We start from the raw sequence: 17,196 nt of genomic DNA on the forward strand, positions 1-17,196 counted from the left end.
GTCGGCCCGTCCTCGGAAGGATGCCGGGGCGGAGAGTTGGGGGTCCACGTGCGGGACCGCGACAGGGAGGTCGTCATGGTGCGTTGGCCGATACGCCTCAAGTTGATGGTCGGCCTTTGCGTGGTGGTGGGGATGATGCTCATCCTGATGGGTGGGTCCATCTTCGGCCTGCACGCCTTCCACATGAGCAACCTGTCGCTGACGAACCAGCTCCGCGAGCTGGGGGCGTCGAAGGACATGATCGAGGCCGTCTTCCGCCTCCACGCCCCGCGCGACGGCTCGGAGGAGGAGCGCCAGGCGCTGATCGCCACGGCGGAGTCGGCGCGGGGGTCGCTCACCGCCTACTTCCAGGAGCTGAAGCAGAACACCCTGCGCGGGAATCGGGCCAACAGCGGCGTGGACGAGCTTGGCCTGTCGTTCCTCATGGACGACAGCCTGACCGCCATCCTGAACGAGCTTCGCCCCGAGGGCCCGGCCGTCGAGCCGGTCCTGCACGGCACGGCGTTCTACGTCGGGCGGCATCCCGAGCTGCTCCCGCGGCTGGAGCCGGCCTCCGACCTCCCCTCGCGGATCGAGCGGCTCAAGCACGTCGTCATGCGCCTCCCCCAGGAGCTGCACGAGGACTTCTTCGAAATACTGACCATGTCCAAGACCCAGTACCAGGCCAGCCGGGTCATCGTCTGGACCTCGGCCCTGATGGTGCTGGCGATGCTCTGCGGCCTGATGGCCCTGTTCCACCGCTGGGTGCTCAACCCCGTCCGGCTCCTCCAGCGCGGGGTGCGCCGGGTGGCGCGCGGCTCGTTCGATTACAAGATCGACCTGCGCTCCGGCGACGAGATGGAAGACCTGGCCGCGGCGTTCAACGAGATGACGGCGCGGATCAGCATGACCTACGCCGACCTTGAGCAGCAGGTGCAGGAGCGCAGCCGGCAGCTCGTGCGATCCGAGCGGCTGGCGGGCGTGGGCTTCCTCGCGGCCGGCGTCGCTCACGAGATCAACAACCCGCTGGCGTCGATCGCCTTCTGCTCGGAGGCGCTGGAGAATCGGCTCGGCGGCATGCCCGGCCCGGCCGACGACCCCGACCGCCGTGTCGTCGCGAACTACCTGAAGATGATCCAGGAGGAGGCCTTCCGGTGTAAGAGCATCACCGAGAAGCTGCTCGACCTGGCGCGTTGCGGCGACATCAAGCGCGAGCGGACCGACCTCCCCAGCCTGATCCAGGGGGTGGTCGACATGCTCAGGCACATCGGCAAGTATCGCGGCAAGACGATCGTCTTCCAGCCCAAGGAGGCCGTCCTCGCGCACGTGGACGGCCAGGAGATCAAGCAGGTGGTCCTCAACCTGGTCGTCAACGCGCTGGAGTCCATGGACGCCGGCGGCACGCTGCGGATCGAGGCCCGCTACGACCACGGGATGGCCGAGATCGGCTTCATGGACGACGGCTGCGGGATGGAGCCGGAGACGCTGGAGAACATCTTCGAGCCCTTCTTCACCCGCCGCCGCGACGGCAAGGGGACCGGGCTGGGCCTCTCCATCACCCACCGCATCGTCAACCAGCACCACGGCGAGATCACCGCCGCCAGCGCCGGGCCGGGCCGGGGCTCGACCTTCCGCGTCCGGCTGCCGATCCACCCGTCCGAGGTGGCCGACGCCCGCCGCGAGCCGCCCGCCCCCCAAATCCACGCCGCGTGACCCCCCGCGACGCGACCACACAAACGGAATTGCCAGAGCCCAGGGAGGAACCCATGATCGACAAGTCGCACCGGGGAGGCCTGCGGATCCTGTTCGCCGACGACGAGGCGCACCTGCGGGATCTGATGGCGATGGAGCTGCCCCGCCTGGGCCACGACGTCAGCGTCTTCCCCGACGGCGCCGCCGCGCTGAAGGCGATCGAGCGCGGCAGCTACGACGCCGCCCTGCTGGACATCCGCATGCCAGGCATCACCGGCATCGAGGTCCTCACGCAGATCAAGCGGACGAGCCCCGAGACCCAGGTCATCCTGCTGACCGGCCACGCCACCGTCGACACCGCCGTCCAGGCCCTGCGCCTCGGCGCGTTCGACTACCTGACCAAGCCGTGCAAGTGGGCCGAGCTGGAGGTCATCCTCAACCGCGTCGCCGAGCGCCGCGACATGGCCAACAAGACCGTCGCGCTGGAGAGCCGGCTGAAGGCCGCCGAGGGGGCGCCGCTGATCATCGGCGATACCGCGGCGATGCAGCAGGTCAAGCGGCTGATCGACACCATCGCCCCCACCGACGCCACGGTGATGATCCTGGGCGAGACCGGCACCGGCAAGGAGCTGGTCGCCCGCAACGTCCACGAGCGCAGCGAGCGCGCCCAGCGCGTCTTCATCCCGGTCAACTGCGGCGCCCTGCCGGAGAACCTCGTCGAGAGCGAGCTGTTCGGCCATCGCAAGGGCGCCTTCACCGGCGCGGAGACCAACCGCAAGGGGCTGTTCGAGGTCGCCAACGGCGGCACGCTGTTCCTCGACGAGGTGGGCGAGCTGGACAAGTCCGTGCAGGTGAAGCTCCTGCGGTTCCTGGAGTGCGGCGAGATCCGCCGCGTCGGCGAGAACGAGCCGTTCCGCGTCGACGTCCGCGTCGTCTGCGCCACCAACCGCGACCTCCGCGACATGGTCGCCAACGAGCAGTTCCGCGAGGACCTCTTCTTCCGCCTCAACACCTTCGAGATCGTCCTCCCCCCCCTGCGCGACCGCCGCTCCGACATCCCGGAGCTGGTCCGGCACATGATCACCCGCTACGCCGCCCGCCGCGGCCTGACCGAGACCTCGATCACCCCCGAGGCCCTGGAGGCCCTGGCCGCCCACGACTGGCCGGGCAACATCCGCGAGCTGGCCAACGCCGTCGAGCGCGCGCTGATCCTGGCCGGCAACGGCTCGATCCGCCCCGAGCACCTGCCGACCCAGGCCCCCCCCCGCAACCGCCCCCAGGCCGGGGGCGGCCACGCCCCCAACGGCCCCCACTTCGCCATCCCCGACGGCAACCCCACCCTCCGCGACATCGAGATGAGCTACATCCAGGTCGTCCTGGAGAAGCACGGCGGCAACAAGCCCGCCGCCTCGAAGGAGCTGGGCATCAGCCTCAAGACCCTCTACAACAAGATCAATCAGCTCCAGCAGATGTGAGGGCGCGTCGCCGGCGTCCTCCCGTCGGGCGTGATCTCGCGTCCTTTCTCCGGCCCGGGGGGACGAGACTTCACCCGGGTCGCGCCCGGCTCCCCGGCCTCCGCGACGGCCGGCGGTTCCCTTCCGCGGCCGGCACGCCTACGATGACTGGAGCGACATCTCTCCAACATCGTGCGGAAGGGAGGCGATCATGGACCGGGGATTCCCTCGTCGCGACTTCTTGCGCTCGGCGGCCGTCGGCGGGGCGGCCATCGCGGGCTGGGAACGGCTCGGGGAGCTGGCCAGGGCCGACGACGCCAAGGTCGGGCCCGAGATGGTCCGGCTCCGTCCCGAGATCGAGCCCGTCGTGCGCTGGATCGAGGCGACCCCGCGCGAGGAGGTCTTCGAGAGGGCCGTCGCCGAGCTGAACGACGGCCTCTCGTACAAGCACCTGCTCGCCGGCCTGTTCCTGGCGGGCGTCCGCAACATCCAGCCCCGGCCGGTGGGCTTCAAGTTCCACGCTGTCATGGTCATCAACTCGGCCCACTACCTGGCGCAGTCGGCGCCGGTCTCGGAACGGCTCCTGCCCCTGTTCTGGGCGCTCGACAACTTCAAGGACTCGCAGGCGCAGGACGTGAAGGAAGGGGACTGGGCGCTCGGCCCGGTCGACGAGTCGAAGGTGCCGCCGCCGTCGCGGGCGAAGGCCGATTTCGTCCGCGCGATGGACGCCTGGGACGTCGACGCCGCCGACGTCGCCGTCGCCGGCCTCTGCCGATCCGCCGGCGCGGCCGAGGCCATGGAACCCCTGTGGCACATGGCCGCTCGCGACCAGCGCGACATCGGCCACAAGGCCATCTTCGCCGCCCAGGCCTGGCGCACGCTCCAGGCCATCGGCTGGGAGAACGCCGAGCCCGTCCTGCGCAGCCTGGCCTACGCCCTGCTCGACCAGGGGGGCGGTGCCCCCCGCCCCATCGGCCCGTACGAGGCCAACCTGGAGAACGCCCGGAAGATCGGCGCCGAATGGCAGGCCGGCCGCCACGACCCCGCCGCCACCACCTCCCTGCTGGCGACGCTCCGCGAGGCCGACCCCGAGGCCGCCTCGGCCGAGGCCGTCAAGCTGCTGGCCGCGGGCGTCTCGCCGGGGTCGATCTGGGACGCCGTCCTCCTGTCGTCCAGCGAGCTGATGATGCGCAACCCCGGCATCATCGCCCTGCACGCCACCACGACGGCCAACGCGCTCCACTTCATGTTCCGCGCCAGCGGCGACGACTCCAACCGCAAGCTCGCCCTGCTCCAGGCCGTCGGCTGGATCCCGCTCTACCGCGAGCGGATCAAGTCGCCGGACGCCGTCGCCATCGACGCCATCCCCGACGACGCCGAGGTCCCCGCCGGCCCCGAGGCCGTCGAGCGGCTCTTCGACGCCGCCGGCCGCGACCGCGCCCGAGCCGCCGCCGAGACGGTCGCCTACCTCTCCGGCGGGGGCTCCATGCGCGCGCTCTTCGACCTCGGCTCGAAGATGATCTTCCGCAAGGGGACCAACAGCCACGACTACAAGTACGGCGCGGCGATCTGGGAGGAGGCCCTGACCACCACCGACCCGAAGTGGGCCCCCCGCCTGGTCGCGGCCGCCATGTACAACCTCCCCCCCGCGCAAAGGGCCGACAGCCCACTCATGCGGCGCGCCCGCGAGGCCGTCGCCGCCGTGGTCGGGTGAGCCCGCGGACGGGACGATCTCGTAGAGATGTTTTCACGTCATCCGTCGGCGCCCTCGCCCCGCCGCGCCCACTCGCCGTAGAGGTCCGGGTGGGCTGGCAGGCGGGCCGGGACGTGGCGGATCTTCATGGACTGCTCGGCGAAGGGCCGCGCCAGGTCGACGTACACGGCGGCCGTCGAGAGGCCGTGGGGCTCGCCGTCCTCGTTCGAGTAGGCGTACGCCACCTCGACCACGCCGGCCATGCGCATCGCGGCCATGCACATCGGGCAGGGATGCCCGCTGGCGTAGACGGAACACCCCGCGAGGCTGGGCGTGCCGAGCGCCAGCCCGGCGGCGCGGAGCGCGAGCAGCTCGGCGTGCGCCGTCGGGTCGTCGACCAGGTGCATCTCGTTCACCCCGGTCGCGACCTCCTCGCCGTCCTTGACGACGACCGCCCCGAAGGGGCGACCGCCCGACTCGACGTTGGCGCGGGCCAGCTCGATCGCCCGCCGCAGGTGACGCTCGGCATCGTCCACGTTCAATCTCCTGGGCAAGCGATCATATCTGGACGGGGAACGGGTTGCGCTCGGAGAACGCGCCCCTCTGGTGCCAGTAGGGGTAGGCCGGCGGCCGGGCGCTGGCCGCGTCGAGCTTCGCCACCTGCTCGGCGGCGAGGTTCCAGCCGACGGCGCCGAGGTTCTGCCGGAGCTGCTCCTCGTTGCGGGCGCCGATGACCACCGTGGCGACCGTCGGCCGCTGGAGCAGCCAGTTGATGGCGACCTGCGGGATCGTCTTGCCGACCTCGGACGCCACCTCGTCGAGCGCGTCGACGACCTTGTAGAGGTACTCCTCGTCGACCTGAGGCCCGGCGTCGACGGCCACCTTGGTGTTCAGCCGACTGACCTCCGGCCGGGGCTGGCCGCGCCGGAGCTTCCCGGTCAGGCGGCCCCAGCCGAGCGGGCTCCAGACCACCGCGCCGACCCCTTCCTCCACGCCCAGCGGCATCAGCTCCCACTCGTAGTCGCGGCCGACGAGCGAGTAATACGCCTGGTGCGCGACGTACCGCGGCCAGCCGTGGCGGTCGGCCGTGGCGAGCGCCTTCATCAGGTGCCACCCCGAGAAGTTCGAGCAGCCGACGTAGCGGATCTTCCCCTCGCGCACGAGCTGGTCGAGCGTGCTCAGCACCTCCTCGTGCGGCGTCTCGGCGTCGTAGCCGTGGAGCTGGAACAGGTCGATGTGGTCGGTATTCAGGCGCTTGAGCGACTTGTGGACCGACTCGATCAGGTGGAACCGCGACGACCCGACGTCGTTCGGCCCGGTCCCGCGCCGGAAGGTCGCCTTGGTGGAGATCAACACCTGGTCGCGACGCCCCTCGATCGCCTTGCCCAGGATCTCCTCGGCCGCCCCCTTGGAGTAGACGTCGGCCGAGTCGAACATCGTGACGCCGGCTTCCAGGCAGATGTCGACGAGCCGCGTGGCCTCGGCGACGTCGGTCTCGCCCCACGCCTTGAACATCTCCGTGCCGCCGCCGAACGTCCCGGTCCCGAACGTCAGCGCCGGCACCCTGAACCCCGACGCCCCAAGCCTCCGATATTCCATCGCGCGATCGCCTCTCGGTTGTATCCCAGGTCGGAACCCGGCCCTCGCCGCTCGTCCGGTCCGGCGGCCGAGGGCCCTCATCGAGCAGTATAGGGGCCCGGGGCCGACGTGGGAAACGCCCGGGGGCTTTAGCCCGTCGTCCTCGGCCGGGGGCGCCGTTCCAGGACGACGTACTCCGCGTCGAGAAGGTTCGCGGCGTCGGCCGGCCAGCGTTCGATGCGCACGGGGCGCCAGTCGGGGGAGGCGATGGGGTCGAAGGGGAAGTAGGCGTCGCCGTCGAAGCGGCCCTCGACGATCGTCAGGTGGATCGCGCGGCAACGGTCGAGGAACGCCTCGTAGACCTGGCCGCCGCCGACGACCATCGCCTCGACGGCCCCCTCGCGGCGGGCCAGCTCCAGCGCCTCCTCGGGAGATCGGGCGACGAGGACCTCGGGCGGCGCGTCGACCTCCCCGCGCGAGAGGACGATGTTCCGGCGACCCGGCAAGGGCCGGCCGATCGACTCGTAGGTCTTGCGGCCCATGACGATCGGCTTGCCCCAGGTCAGCTCGCGGAAGTGCTTCAGGTCGCGCGGGAGCCGCCACGGCAGCGCCCCGTCGCGGCCGATCAGCCGATTCCGATCCATCGCCACGACGAACGAGACGGCCACGTCACCGCTCACACCGCCACCTCGCCCCGGAGCGCCGGCCACGAGCGATAGCCGACCAGCCGGATCTGCTCGCGAGCGACGCGCGAAAGGTCGCTCACGTCGCCCTCGATTTCCAGCGAAGGGGGCGGCAACGGCTCGCGGGTCAACTGCTCGTCGACCTGGTCCAGATGATTCGTGTAGATGTGGGCGTCCCCGAACGCGTGGATGAATTCGCCGGGCTCCAGTCCGGTCGCGCGGGCGATCAGGCAGGTCAGCAGCGCATAGCTGGCGATGTTGAACGGGACGCCCAGGAACAGGTCGGCCGAGCGCTGGTAGAGCTGGCAGGAGAGGCGGCCGGCGGTGACGTTGAACTGGAACAGGGCGTGGCACGGCGGCAGGGCCATCTCCTCGATCTCGGCCGGGTTCCACGCCGAGACGATCAGCCGACGCCCCACCGAGGCCGTCGGGTCCGCGATCACGGCGCGGACGCCCGCGACGACGTTCGCGATCTGGTCGATGACCCGGCCGTCGGGAGCGGCCCACGACCGCCATTGCTTGCCGTAGACCGGGCCCAGGTTCCCCTCCTCGTCGGCCCACTCGTCCCAGATGGTGACGCCGTGGCGCCGGAGGTAGTCGATGTTCGTCGAGCCCTGGAGGAACCAGATCAGTTCGTGGGCGATCGCGTTGAAGGCCGTCTTCTTCGTGGTGACGAGCGGGAAGCCTTCCGACAGGTCGAACCGGAGCTGACGCCCGAAGACGCTCAGGGCGTCGATCTTCTCGCCCGTGGAGCGCAGCACGGCCCGCGTCGGCTTCCACGCGCCGGCCTCGCGGACTTCCTTCAGGAGTTCGAGATATTGACGCATGGCCCTATGATATTCCAATCACTGGGGTTTCTCGGCCTCAAGGCACCCGCGCCCAACTCGGGGCCGCCCCCCCTTCTCCCCTCGTGGGAGAAGGGGGCATGCTCGCCCTAGGACGAGTAGCTCGCATAAGCATCGTTCGCGAGGCCGACGCGCTCGGCAAGCCCCGGCGCGGCTACGGCCGGGCGGGGACGTCCGGCGGCGCCGAATCGACGGCGGCCGGGTTGACGTGGGCGGTGATGCAGATCACCCGCTCGGCGTAGCCTCGCCGCGCCCCCTTGCCGCCGAAGGGGAGGCCGAGGCCGCCGGCCTTCTCGCCGTAAGGCTTCCGATCGAGCTTGGCGTTGGATTCCGGCCCCATGCTGATGACGATCGCGCCGTCGCTCGGGATCAGCCACTCGCCCTCGATCCGTCGCGAGGCGACCTCGGGGATCTGGATGGTCCCCCGGAGCGAGGCGCGATGGGGCGAGTCGGAGTTGAGCTTCTGGAGGAACGACGCCTTCACCACGCCGGGGTCGGCCTCGACGGGGCCGACGCTCTCCTCGTATTCGGTCGTCAGCATGTTCAGGACCGTGCTCGCCTGGACGACGACGTGGGCCTGGAGGACGGACCCCTTCAGCCGGGTCTCGGTCAGCACCACGCGGACGCCGTCGTGGACCTCGGCGAGCTCGGGCTGGAACGCGACGTTCGTCCCCTCGCCGGGGGGGGAGTCGGAGATCCGCTTCAGGTGGGCGACGTATTGCACCGCGTTCTCGTTGGTCATCCGGACCGGCTCGCCCAGCCGGGCGGCGAGCCTCGGCGCGAGGACCATGGTCGAATCCCGGTCGGCCTCGCATATCTCCATGAGCCGCCGCATCCCCTCGCCGTCGACGGCCCAGGCGGAGACGGCCTCCTCGCGGGCGATCGGGCTGAGCGCCGGCTGCATCGCCCCGCGCCAGTCGGGCGAGCCCATCGCGAGTTCGCGGATCTCGAACATGATCTCCGGGACGGCGGGCGCGGCGATGACGTTGGCGGCCAGCGGCGTCGCCGCCGCCTCCGCCAGCTCGCTCGGCGGCCCCTGCGCGAGCCCGACCCCCGACGCCACGATCAGCGCGGACAGCAGCGGCATCCTTGCACCCTCCTCGCGAGGCCCCTCCCGGCGCGCGGTCCCCCCGCGCCGCCGGGGATCGTGCCCGAAGGCGGCCGGTCCGTCAAGCTCGTCATGAGCGACGAGCCTACTGCGACCACGACGTCGGCGTCCGGTCCCAGCGGTGTTCGCGCAGCTCGCGCATGAGGCGCGGGGGGAGGGGGCGGCCGTCGCTGGCGGCCATGTTGGCCTCGACGTGCGCCATCTTGCGCATGCCCGGGATGATCGTGGAGACGGCGGGCTCCTGGAGGATGAACCGCAGGGCCAGTTCCGGCATCGTCATGCCGGCGGGGATGATCGACCGCAGCGCCTCGGCGCGGTCGACGCTTTGCGACAGGTTCTCGGGCACGAAGTAGGTGTTCCGCCAGTCCCCCTCGGGCCAGGTGGTCTCCTTCGTCAGCGTCCCGGTGAGCGTCCCCTCGTCGAACGGGACGCGGGCGATCACCGCGATGTCCAGCTCGCGGCAGAGCGGGAATAGCTCGTCCTCCGGCGACTGGTCGAAGATGTTGTAGATGACCTGCACCGCGTCGATCGCGCCGGTCTGGAGCGTGCGGACGACGTTGGTGGGCTCCCAGCGGTTGACGCTCACGCCGAAGCCGCGCACAAGGCCCTGGTCCTTGAGGTCTTCCACCGCGCGGCGCCATCGGTCGTCGTCGGCCCAGTCGTCCTCCCAGACGTGGAACTGCTGGAGGTCGATCGTCGCGACGCCGAGATTATCCAGCGACTTCTCGGTGTACTCGCGGATGTATTCCGGCGGGAAGCATTCCTCCAGCTTCGACCCTCGGCGCGACGGCCACTGGCGGTTCTTCGGCGGGATCTTGGTCGCGGTGTACAGCCGCTTGCCGGGGATCTCCAGCAGGAGCCTCCCGAGGATGCGCTCGCTGACGCCGTCGCCGTAGGCCCAGGCGGTGTCGAAGAAGTTGCAGCCCAGCTCGACGGACCGCCTCAGCGCGACGGCCGTGGCGTCGTCGTCGCCGCCGGTCCAGCCGGCCAGGCCCCACATGCCGTAGCCGATCTCGCCCACTTCCCAGCCCAGCCGCCCGAACTTGCGCGTTTCCATGGCCGTCCTCCTCCGATTGGTCCCGCCAATTGTACACCGACGGCCCGCCGAGCCGATCCGAGGAAAACCGGAGTTCCCGGGGGCGAACCTGTCCGACGCCGGATCGGTGGAGTATCCTTCGAAGGATCGCCACTCTCCACATCGCGAGACCGTCACGGGACATCGAGCCATGATCGGCGACGCGCCGGACGAATACGACCTGGTCGACCCCGACGAGCCGGAAGCCGGCCCGACCCCGCCCCCTCGTCGGCCCACGCCCCCCGGCGCGCCCGGACGCCCCCTCCCCCGCATGTGGAAATCGGGCGAGGCCCCGGAGCCCCCGCGCGCGGTGCCCGAGCCCCCACGGACGCCGACGCCGGCGCGGTCGAGCAAGCCCGAGCCGCCCCCCCCGCCGCGCCGGCGGTCGGCCGACGACTCGGGGTCGGTCCGCAAGTCGGGCCTGAAGCCCAAGCCCCAGCCGGCCGACGACGGCGAGAAGAAGGTGCTCGTCGAGGAGACGCCGGTCCTCGACACCATCGAGACACGCCAGCGCGTCCGGCTGGCCACCGGGGCCCTGTTCGCCTTCGTGACCGGGCTGGGCGTCTACATATTCTACACCGCCTTCCTGTACGACCCGTTCCCGATGGACGACCTCCCGCCCGACGACGCCTATCTCGTCGAGCCCTCGCTCCCCGCCCCGAAGGTCGACATGGAGGGCGAGGCCCGCGCGATGCTCGCCCGCGCCCGCGAGGCCGCCGGCGCCGGCCGCGCCGACCAGGCCGTCGCGCTCCTGGAGCAGCTCGTCGGCGCCTACGGGAAGACCCGAGCGGCGGCCGAGGCGAAGGAGGCGCTTACGAGGCCCTCGCAAAACTTGCCTCTGTTCCTCGACGGCCCGACCGTCGCCGCCGCCCCCCCCGCGCCCGAGCCGCCCCGCCAACCCGAGCCCCCCCCCGCCGTGATCGACGCCCGCCCGGCGACGCCGCCGGACGCGACGGCCAACGCCACGCTCGTCCCCCCCGAGCCCAACTCCCCCCCGGCCTCGCCCGGCACGCCCGCCGACCGCCGGTTGCCGGCCGGGTTCGCCGCCGCGTCGGACGCGCGCTTCGACCCCTCGGGCTGGCCGACGGCCATCGTGGGCGACCGCGATGGGGCGCGCATGGTCCTGGTCCCCGGCGGGGTCTTCCCGATGGGCGACGACCGCGACCCCGCCGCCTCCCCCTCCCATCGCGTCCGCCTGTCGACGTTCTACATCGACGAGCACGAGGTCACCGTCGGCCAGTTCCGGCGCTTCCTGGACCAGAGCCGATATCGCGGCCGGTCGACCTCCACCTGGCCCAACCTCGACGAGAAGGCCGCCACGCCCGACGACCGGCCGATGGTCATGGTCACGCTGGCCGACGCGAGGGCCTTCGCCGAGTGGGCCGGCAAGGCGCTGCCGAGCGAGGCCCAGTGGGAGGCCGCCGCTCGCACCACCGACGGCCGCGCCCACCCCTGGGGCGACGACCCGCCGAAATACGCGGCCGGCGACCGCCCCCTCCGCCAGATCGACGCCGTGATGGCCTTCCCCGAGGACCGCTCCCCCTACGGCGCCTTCGACCTCGCCGGCAACGCCCTGGAGTGGACGGCCGACGCCTGGGACCGCAACTACTACCGCGCCCTCGCCCAGCGCGTCCACGACGACCCGACCGGCCCCGAGGCCCGCGGCCGCGCCGACGTCGTGGTCAAGGGGGGCAAGGGGACCGGCGCCAGCCGCGAGCCGATCGGCCCCGAGAAGCGCATGAACTACGTCGGCTTCCGATGCGCCCTCCAGGTCGAGCGCCCCGCCGTCTCCGCGACCCCCACGGCCCCCGAGGCCCCCTTCGCGCCCGCGGCGCGGCCCTCTCAGCCCGCTCGTCCCTCGACCCCGGCCGCCCCGGCCCAGCCGGTCGTGCCGTTCTGAGCCGAGCGCCGCGTCCTATAGATGGAAGGGCGTGAACACCCCCGCGCCGAATCGACGCCGCGCGCCGAGCCCTTCCGCCTGCAACGCCAGCGACTCCCAGGCCGACAGCCCCGTGACCCGCAGCGCGAAGCCGACGATCCTGCGCCCCTTGACGTTCAGCACGCGCCGGATCGGCTCGCCCGGCCGCCTCGGCGCGGGGACGAGTTCCGGCGTCCCCGCGACGCCCATCGCCTCCAGGTCGCGACGGACCACGTCCGCGAACTGCTCAGGGGTCATTACGTCCTGGAACGTCACCAGCCGCGACGCCAGATTCGGGGCCGAGGCCAGCTTGACGATGCTCGGGCTCCCTACCCGCGCCTTCAAGCCATCCAGATCCAATTCCCGCCCGGCCAGCGCGAGGTAGGGCGTAACCCGATCTTCCGGCAGCCGGATCCGCAGTCGCGAATTCTCGTCGAGCGTCAACATCCCCGCGTCAGCCCGCCGCCCTCGGATCGGATGCACGCCGACCCCCAGGTCGCCGTGCAAACCCGGGACGATCCGCGAAAGCGCCGAAAACAGGGCGTAGCCATGGTCGAGCGGGATCGAGCCCGGGTCCAGCCCGAAGGAAAGGTCGATCGTCGGCATTGGCGCGTCCCTCCAGATGGATGAAATCAACGTCATGCGATCAACACGATGGTCCGTCGCCCGATCCATCCCGGCCGGCGTAGGCCCGCCCGATCGCCTCGGCCGCGGCGACGACGCGAAGGCGCAGCTCCCGGGGCTCGATGACCTCGCAGTCCGGGCCCCAGGAGAGCGCCCAGCGCTCGATCTCGCGCAGGGAGCCCAGCTCGAAGCACAGGTCCAGCTCGCCTCGGTCGCCGCGCTGGGCGGCCTGGGTGGGGTGCCAGGTCCGGTCGGCGAGGTAGCGGGCGGGCTCGCCGGTGAAGCGCAGGCGGACGCGGTGGGACTCCTCGGCGCGGCCGCGGAAGACGCCGAAGGCGCCGGCCAGGTATTCGTCCAGTCGGAAGCCGTCGGGACGGTCGAAGGTCGCGCCGGTCGCCGCGACGGCTCGGATGCGCGCGGGGGCGAACATCCGCGCCTCTCCCCGCGCGTGGCAGTGCGCCACGAGGTACCAACGCCCGTCGACGCAGGCGAGATGGTACGGGTCGACCTCGCGCGTCGTCTCCTCGTCGCGCGACGGCGTCCAGTAGCGCATCGCCAGCCGGCGACGCTCGCGGACGGCCGTCGCCAGGGCGTGGAACAGCCCGGCGTCGATCTCCTCCGGGGCGGTCACGCGGAACGAGCAGCCCTCGGCCAGGTCGCCCAGGTCGATCGTGACCGCGTCCCCCATCCCCTCGGCGAGCTTCCGGATCGCTCGCGCCAGGTCGGGGCCGAAGGGGGCGCCGCGATACTGGCGGAACGCCCGCTCCGCCAGGACCAGCGCGAGCAGCTCCCCCTCGGTCATCTCGACGGCGGGGAGACGGAAGCCTTCCTCGGTGTAGTAGTAGCCGTTGCGGGCCCGGTCGAAGGCGATCGGCGCCCCCAGGCGGTCGCGCATAAACTCGACGTCCCGCAGCACCGTCCGGCGGCAGACCTCCAGCTCCTCCCCGATCGTCCGGGCGTTGGGATACGCCCCGGACCGCACGGCCCGATCCAGGGCCACGAACCGTTCCCACGGGAGTCGCGTCGCCTTCCGCATGATCGGGCCCCCTCGCCATCCGCGTCGATGGGACGAAGTCAACCCGCAATGCTACATGGAGGCATGCGACCTGGATAGTCACAGGGGGCGGGAGCGGGCGCGGATTTTCCGCGCGACCGGAACGATCGGCGAGTCGATGCGAGCGGTCTTCCCCCCTCGCGAGGGAGAACAGGCCGCGAAGCGGTCAGGAGAGGGGGACGACGGGCTCAAGGGCCGTTGGAGTCATCGAGTGCCTGTCCGGCCGTCGCGAATCCCGTCGCTCTTCCTGCTTCGCCTCCCCCTCGTCCGGCCCTCCGGGCCACCTTCCCCCGCGAGGGGGGAAGGGGGTTCAGACGAGAGGGGGCGCGCCTTCGCGCCCGCGAACCGGCCGTGATCAGGCCAGCTTCCAGGGGGGGGTTTTGGGGAGGAGGGCTTCGAAGCGGGCGATCTGGGCGTCCATGTAGGCGCCGGCGAATTCGCCGTTGAGGAACTTCGGCAGGGCTTCCTCGAAGAACCGCTGCCACGACTCGTCCTCGTGGCCCGGGTCGATCGGGTAGAACAGGACCTTGTTGTCGAGCGCGGCCTTCATGTCGCCGGGGGCGTCGCCGATCATGAGGATCTTGTCGGCGTCGTACTTGCCGACGGCGGCGAGCGCCAGGTGCTCCTTCTTGCCGCCGTGCTCCTGGCCGGCGATCAGGGAGACCAGCTCGACGATGGCGTTCTCGGTCCACTCGCGCTGGAGCGCCTCGACGGGCGTGGCGGAGACGACCATCACGTCGGCCTTGCCCGCCAGGCATTCGAGCGACTCGCGGACGAAGGGGAACGGCGGGACGTCGTGGACCATCTGGCCGACCGTGGCGTTGACGGCCTCGCTCCAGGCGAGCGCCCGGGCCAGGTCCGGGTCGTTCGTCCGCTCGACCTCGGCCTTGAGCGTCGGGTTGGAGAGCTTCGTCTCGCGCCGGATCCACTCGCGGACGCCCCGGATGGCCGGCGGCTTGAACCGTCGCGCCGCGATCTCGGGCCGGTCCAGCAGCAGATCGAGCGTCATCGCCAGGGCGGGAAAGCGGTTGATCCCCCGCCAGTGCGAGTACAGGTTGATGAATTCCGCCGCCTCGCGGACGTACTTCGAGATCGCCGCGAGGTCGTACGAGTTCACGATGTTCGGGATGAAGCACTCCTTGTGCTTCACCTCCATCGTGTCGAAGACGCAGCCGTCGCTGTCGACGCCCACGAAGAAGTCGTGGCGCTTGGGGAACTCGCGCAAGGCACGCTGGGAGTCGCTCGGCGCCGACATGGCCGATCATCCTTCCGTCGCTGAGATCCACGAACCGGGGGGCCCCGAGCGGCCCGGGCGCGAACCGCGCCCGCGCGACGTCATGATTCCATGGAGAATCCGGCGCGCCCCGAGGGCCGAGGCGTCGAGCCGCGTCCCATATCCCAATACGGATCGTAGCCCTTTCCGGCACGGCGGTCCAGCGTCGCGCCCCGGCGGCCGATCGGGGCCGATCATTGAGAGATTGATGGACCTCTGTTACCTTGGACCGTCGGCCGCGCCGCGTCGTGGCGGGAGCCGACGCCCGACCCCGCGCGACGCGCGAGGTCGGGACGAACCGGGGGGGTGGACTTTGGCGATGGCGAGCCCCGACAAGGCCAGGCCCGACGACCGCGCGCCGGCGGACCTATTGCCCCTGCTGCACGCCTCGGGCGTCCTGGCCGAGCGGCCGCTGGAGGAGATCCGCGCCCGCGTCGCGCGCGGCGAGTACCCCGCCGAGCCCGCCCTCCTCGCCGAGCGGCTCATCCACGACCAGTACATCACCGCCTACCAGGCCAAGCGCCTCCTGGCCGGCAAGGCGTACGGCCTGATCGTCGGCCGCTACATCATCCTCGACCGGATCGGCTCGGGCTCGATGGGGAGGGTCTACAAGGCCCACCACCAGCTGATGGACCGCGTGGTCGCGCTGAAGATCATCGCCCCGGAGATCGCCTCCAACGAGCGCGTCGCGGCGCGATTCCAGCGCGAGATGCGGCTGGTGGGCCGGCTCGACCACCCCAACGTCGTGCGGGCGTTCGACGCCGACCGGGCGAATCGCGTCCTCTACATCGTGATGGAGTACGTCCCCGGCGAGAGCCTGGGCGACCGCCTGAGGCGCGGGCCCGTCCCCGCCCCCGAGATGATCGACTACGCCGCGCAGGCCGCCATGGGCCTGGCCCACGCCCACGCGCAGGGGATGGTCCACCGCGACGTCAAGCCTTCCAACATCCTGGTCGACCGCGACAAGAAGGTGAAGCTCCTGGACCTGGGCCTGGGCGTCCTGATGGAGGCCGACGACGGCGCCACCTTCGCCACGGCCGACGGCATCGCCGTGGGGACCGTCGACTACATGTCGCCGGAGCAGGCGCTCGGCAAGGAGGTGGACGGCCGCAGCGACCTGTTCAGCCTCGGCTGCACCATGTACCACCTGATGACCGGCAAGCACGCCTTCCCCGGCCCTTCCCCCATCGACCGCCTGGGCCGGCGAATCAACAACCCGCCGGTCCCCATCACCGATCACCTGCCCGATTTCCCCCCCTCCGCCCGCCGCGTCCTCGACAAGCTGATGGCGCTGAGGCCGCAAGACCGCTTCGCCAGCGCCGAGGAGGCGTCCGAGGCGCTCCAGGCCCTGATCCGCCCCCGTCCCCGCAAGCCCTCCCCCCCACCGCCTCCTCCCGCCGAGCCTCCCCAGCAGGCGACGAGGAACCCCTCGGCCCCCGCCCTCCAGCCCCTCCCGGAATACCCCCGGTGGTTCGCCCCCCTGGCCGCGACCGCCGCCGTCCGCCCCGGCCTCCTCCTCACGGCGACGCTCGCCGCCTTCGCCCTCGCCTTCGCCGCCGGCGCGGCCGTCGGATACCTCGCGAAGTAGCCCGGAGAATTCCCGGGAAATTTCTCCGGAAGCCTGAAATCTCGACCCGCCGACCGCGATCATATCGGGCGTATGATCGTTCCTTGGCAATTCGAGAGCAGCACCGGGAATCGGATGGCTGGGCACGCGCGTCCCTATCCGGCGGGCGAGGGCGGCCCGAAGGGTCGGGCGGGGGCCGGCGGATTTCGGGGAGTTGGCGAGGCAAATGTGGCTTTCCCCGCGAGCGGACTCCGTCGAAATCGATCGGGACAAGCAACGACAAATTTCCCTTCTCCCCTCGTGGGAGAAGGTGGCCGAAGGCCGGATGAGGGGGATCCTCACGGCTATCGGTCACGCCCCCCTCATCCGCCCCTCCGGGGCACCTTCTCCCACGAGGGGAGAAGGGGGAAGCATGGCTTTGAGGACATGCCCCACTCGCCGCGGGGCCATCGCCGGAAAAGGCTCGGGCCGCCATCCCGGCGGGAGAGGGGGCGGAATTGACCCGCCGGATCTCGGATCTGGCGATGGCCAGCGCCAAGAAAACACGATCGACTTCGACGAACGAAGCCAACCCAGAACCGACTCAACATCAAGACAGAAAACATCTTACAGAAAACCGACGGTCATACCCGGCGCGCGAACGAAGCCAAACT

General features: G+C 71.1%; 14 protein-coding genes. 5 read left to right on the top strand and 9 right to left on the bottom strand.

Annotated features, from left to right (window positions below; genetic code table 11):
- The first annotated feature begins 75 nt into the window (after positions 1-75).
- The 3 genes from WG209_RS07275 (at position 76) to WG209_RS07285 (ending at position 4,839) form a co-directional block, all read left to right on the top strand.
- On the top strand, positions 76-1,692 hold the full coding sequence (locus WG209_RS07275) for an ATP-binding protein (protein WP_337174359.1): 1,617 nt from the start codon (positions 76-78) through the stop codon (positions 1,690-1,692).
- 53 nt (positions 1,693-1,745) lie between these two features.
- Positions 1,746-3,146 carry a sigma-54 dependent transcriptional regulator gene (locus WG209_RS07280; RefSeq protein WP_337174360.1) on the top strand — a complete coding sequence of 467 codons (1,401 nt, stop codon included), beginning with the start codon at positions 1,746-1,748 and terminating at the stop codon, positions 3,144-3,146.
- Between the two features lie 190 nt (positions 3,147-3,336).
- Positions 3,337-4,839, top strand: a complete 1,503-nt coding sequence (locus WG209_RS07285; RefSeq protein ID WP_337174361.1) for a hypothetical protein — start codon at positions 3,337-3,339, stop codon at positions 4,837-4,839.
- Positions 4,840-4,877: 38 nt separating this feature from the next.
- On the opposite strand, the gene WG209_RS07290 is transcribed toward WG209_RS07285, so the two are convergent.
- From WG209_RS07290 to WG209_RS07315, 6 genes are all read right to left on the bottom strand, one after another.
- The gene (locus tag WG209_RS07290) at positions 4,878-5,354 is read right to left on the bottom strand and encodes a deaminase (protein ID WP_337174362.1); all 477 of its coding nucleotides are present in this window, start codon (positions 5,352-5,354) and stop codon (positions 4,878-4,880) included.
- Positions 5,355-5,376: 22 nt separating this feature from the next.
- A complete protein-coding gene (locus WG209_RS07295; protein ID WP_337174363.1) occupies positions 5,377-6,417 on the bottom strand; it encodes an aldo/keto reductase in 1,041 nt (346 codons plus the stop codon).
- A 128-nt stretch (positions 6,418-6,545) separates the two neighbouring features.
- Positions 6,546-7,076: a dihydrofolate reductase gene (locus WG209_RS07300; RefSeq protein WP_337174364.1), complete on the bottom strand. Its 531-nt coding sequence runs from the start codon at positions 7,074-7,076 to the stop codon at positions 6,546-6,548.
- Positions 7,073-7,906 (bottom strand): thymidylate synthase, encoded by an 834-nt coding sequence (locus WG209_RS07305; RefSeq protein WP_337174365.1) that lies wholly within the window; start codon positions 7,904-7,906, stop codon positions 7,073-7,075. The genes WG209_RS07300 and WG209_RS07305 overlap by 4 nt, the downstream gene beginning before the upstream one ends.
- A 172-nt stretch (positions 7,907-8,078) precedes the next feature.
- The gene (locus tag WG209_RS07310; RefSeq protein WP_337174366.1) at positions 8,079-9,011 is read right to left on the bottom strand and encodes a hypothetical protein; all 933 of its coding nucleotides are present in this window, start codon (positions 9,009-9,011) and stop codon (positions 8,079-8,081) included.
- Between the two features lie 106 nt (positions 9,012-9,117).
- On the bottom strand, positions 9,118-10,089 hold the full coding sequence (locus tag WG209_RS07315; RefSeq protein WP_337174367.1) for an aldo/keto reductase: 972 nt from the start codon (positions 10,087-10,089) through the stop codon (positions 9,118-9,120).
- 169 nt (positions 10,090-10,258) lie between these two features.
- Between WG209_RS07315 and WG209_RS07320 the strand changes: the two genes are divergently transcribed.
- A complete protein-coding gene (locus WG209_RS07320) occupies positions 10,259-12,007 on the top strand; it encodes an SUMF1/EgtB/PvdO family nonheme iron enzyme (RefSeq protein WP_337174368.1) in 1,749 nt (582 codons plus the stop codon).
- Between the two features lie 15 nt (positions 12,008-12,022).
- Here WG209_RS07320 and cas6 read toward each other — a convergent pair whose 3' ends face one another.
- From cas6 to WG209_RS07335, 3 genes are all read right to left on the bottom strand, one after another.
- Entirely contained in the window at positions 12,023-12,631 is a 609-nt protein-coding gene (gene cas6, locus WG209_RS07325; protein WP_337174369.1) for a type I-MYXAN CRISPR-associated protein Cas6/Cmx6, read from the bottom strand.
- Positions 12,632-12,671: 40 nt separating this feature from the next.
- Positions 12,672-13,685: a YafY family protein gene (locus WG209_RS07330; RefSeq protein WP_337174370.1), complete on the bottom strand. Its 1,014-nt coding sequence runs from the start codon at positions 13,683-13,685 to the stop codon at positions 12,672-12,674.
- 373 nt (positions 13,686-14,058) lie between these two features.
- Positions 14,059-14,958, bottom strand: coding sequence for an HAD family hydrolase (locus WG209_RS07335; RefSeq protein WP_337174371.1), 900 nt, complete (start codon positions 14,956-14,958; stop codon positions 14,059-14,061).
- 337 nt (positions 14,959-15,295) lie between these two features.
- Here WG209_RS07335 and WG209_RS07340 point away from each other — a divergent pair, with 337 nt between their 5' ends.
- The gene (locus WG209_RS07340) at positions 15,296-16,564 is read left to right on the top strand and encodes a serine/threonine-protein kinase (RefSeq protein ID WP_337174372.1); all 1,269 of its coding nucleotides are present in this window, start codon (positions 15,296-15,298) and stop codon (positions 16,562-16,564) included.
- Positions 16,565-17,196: the final 632 nt, after the last annotated feature.

The sequence above is a fragment of the Paludisphaera sp. genome, from assembly GCF_037189885.1.
In the GTDB taxonomy this organism is placed as follows: Bacteria; Planctomycetota; Planctomycetia; order Isosphaerales; family Isosphaeraceae; genus Paludisphaera.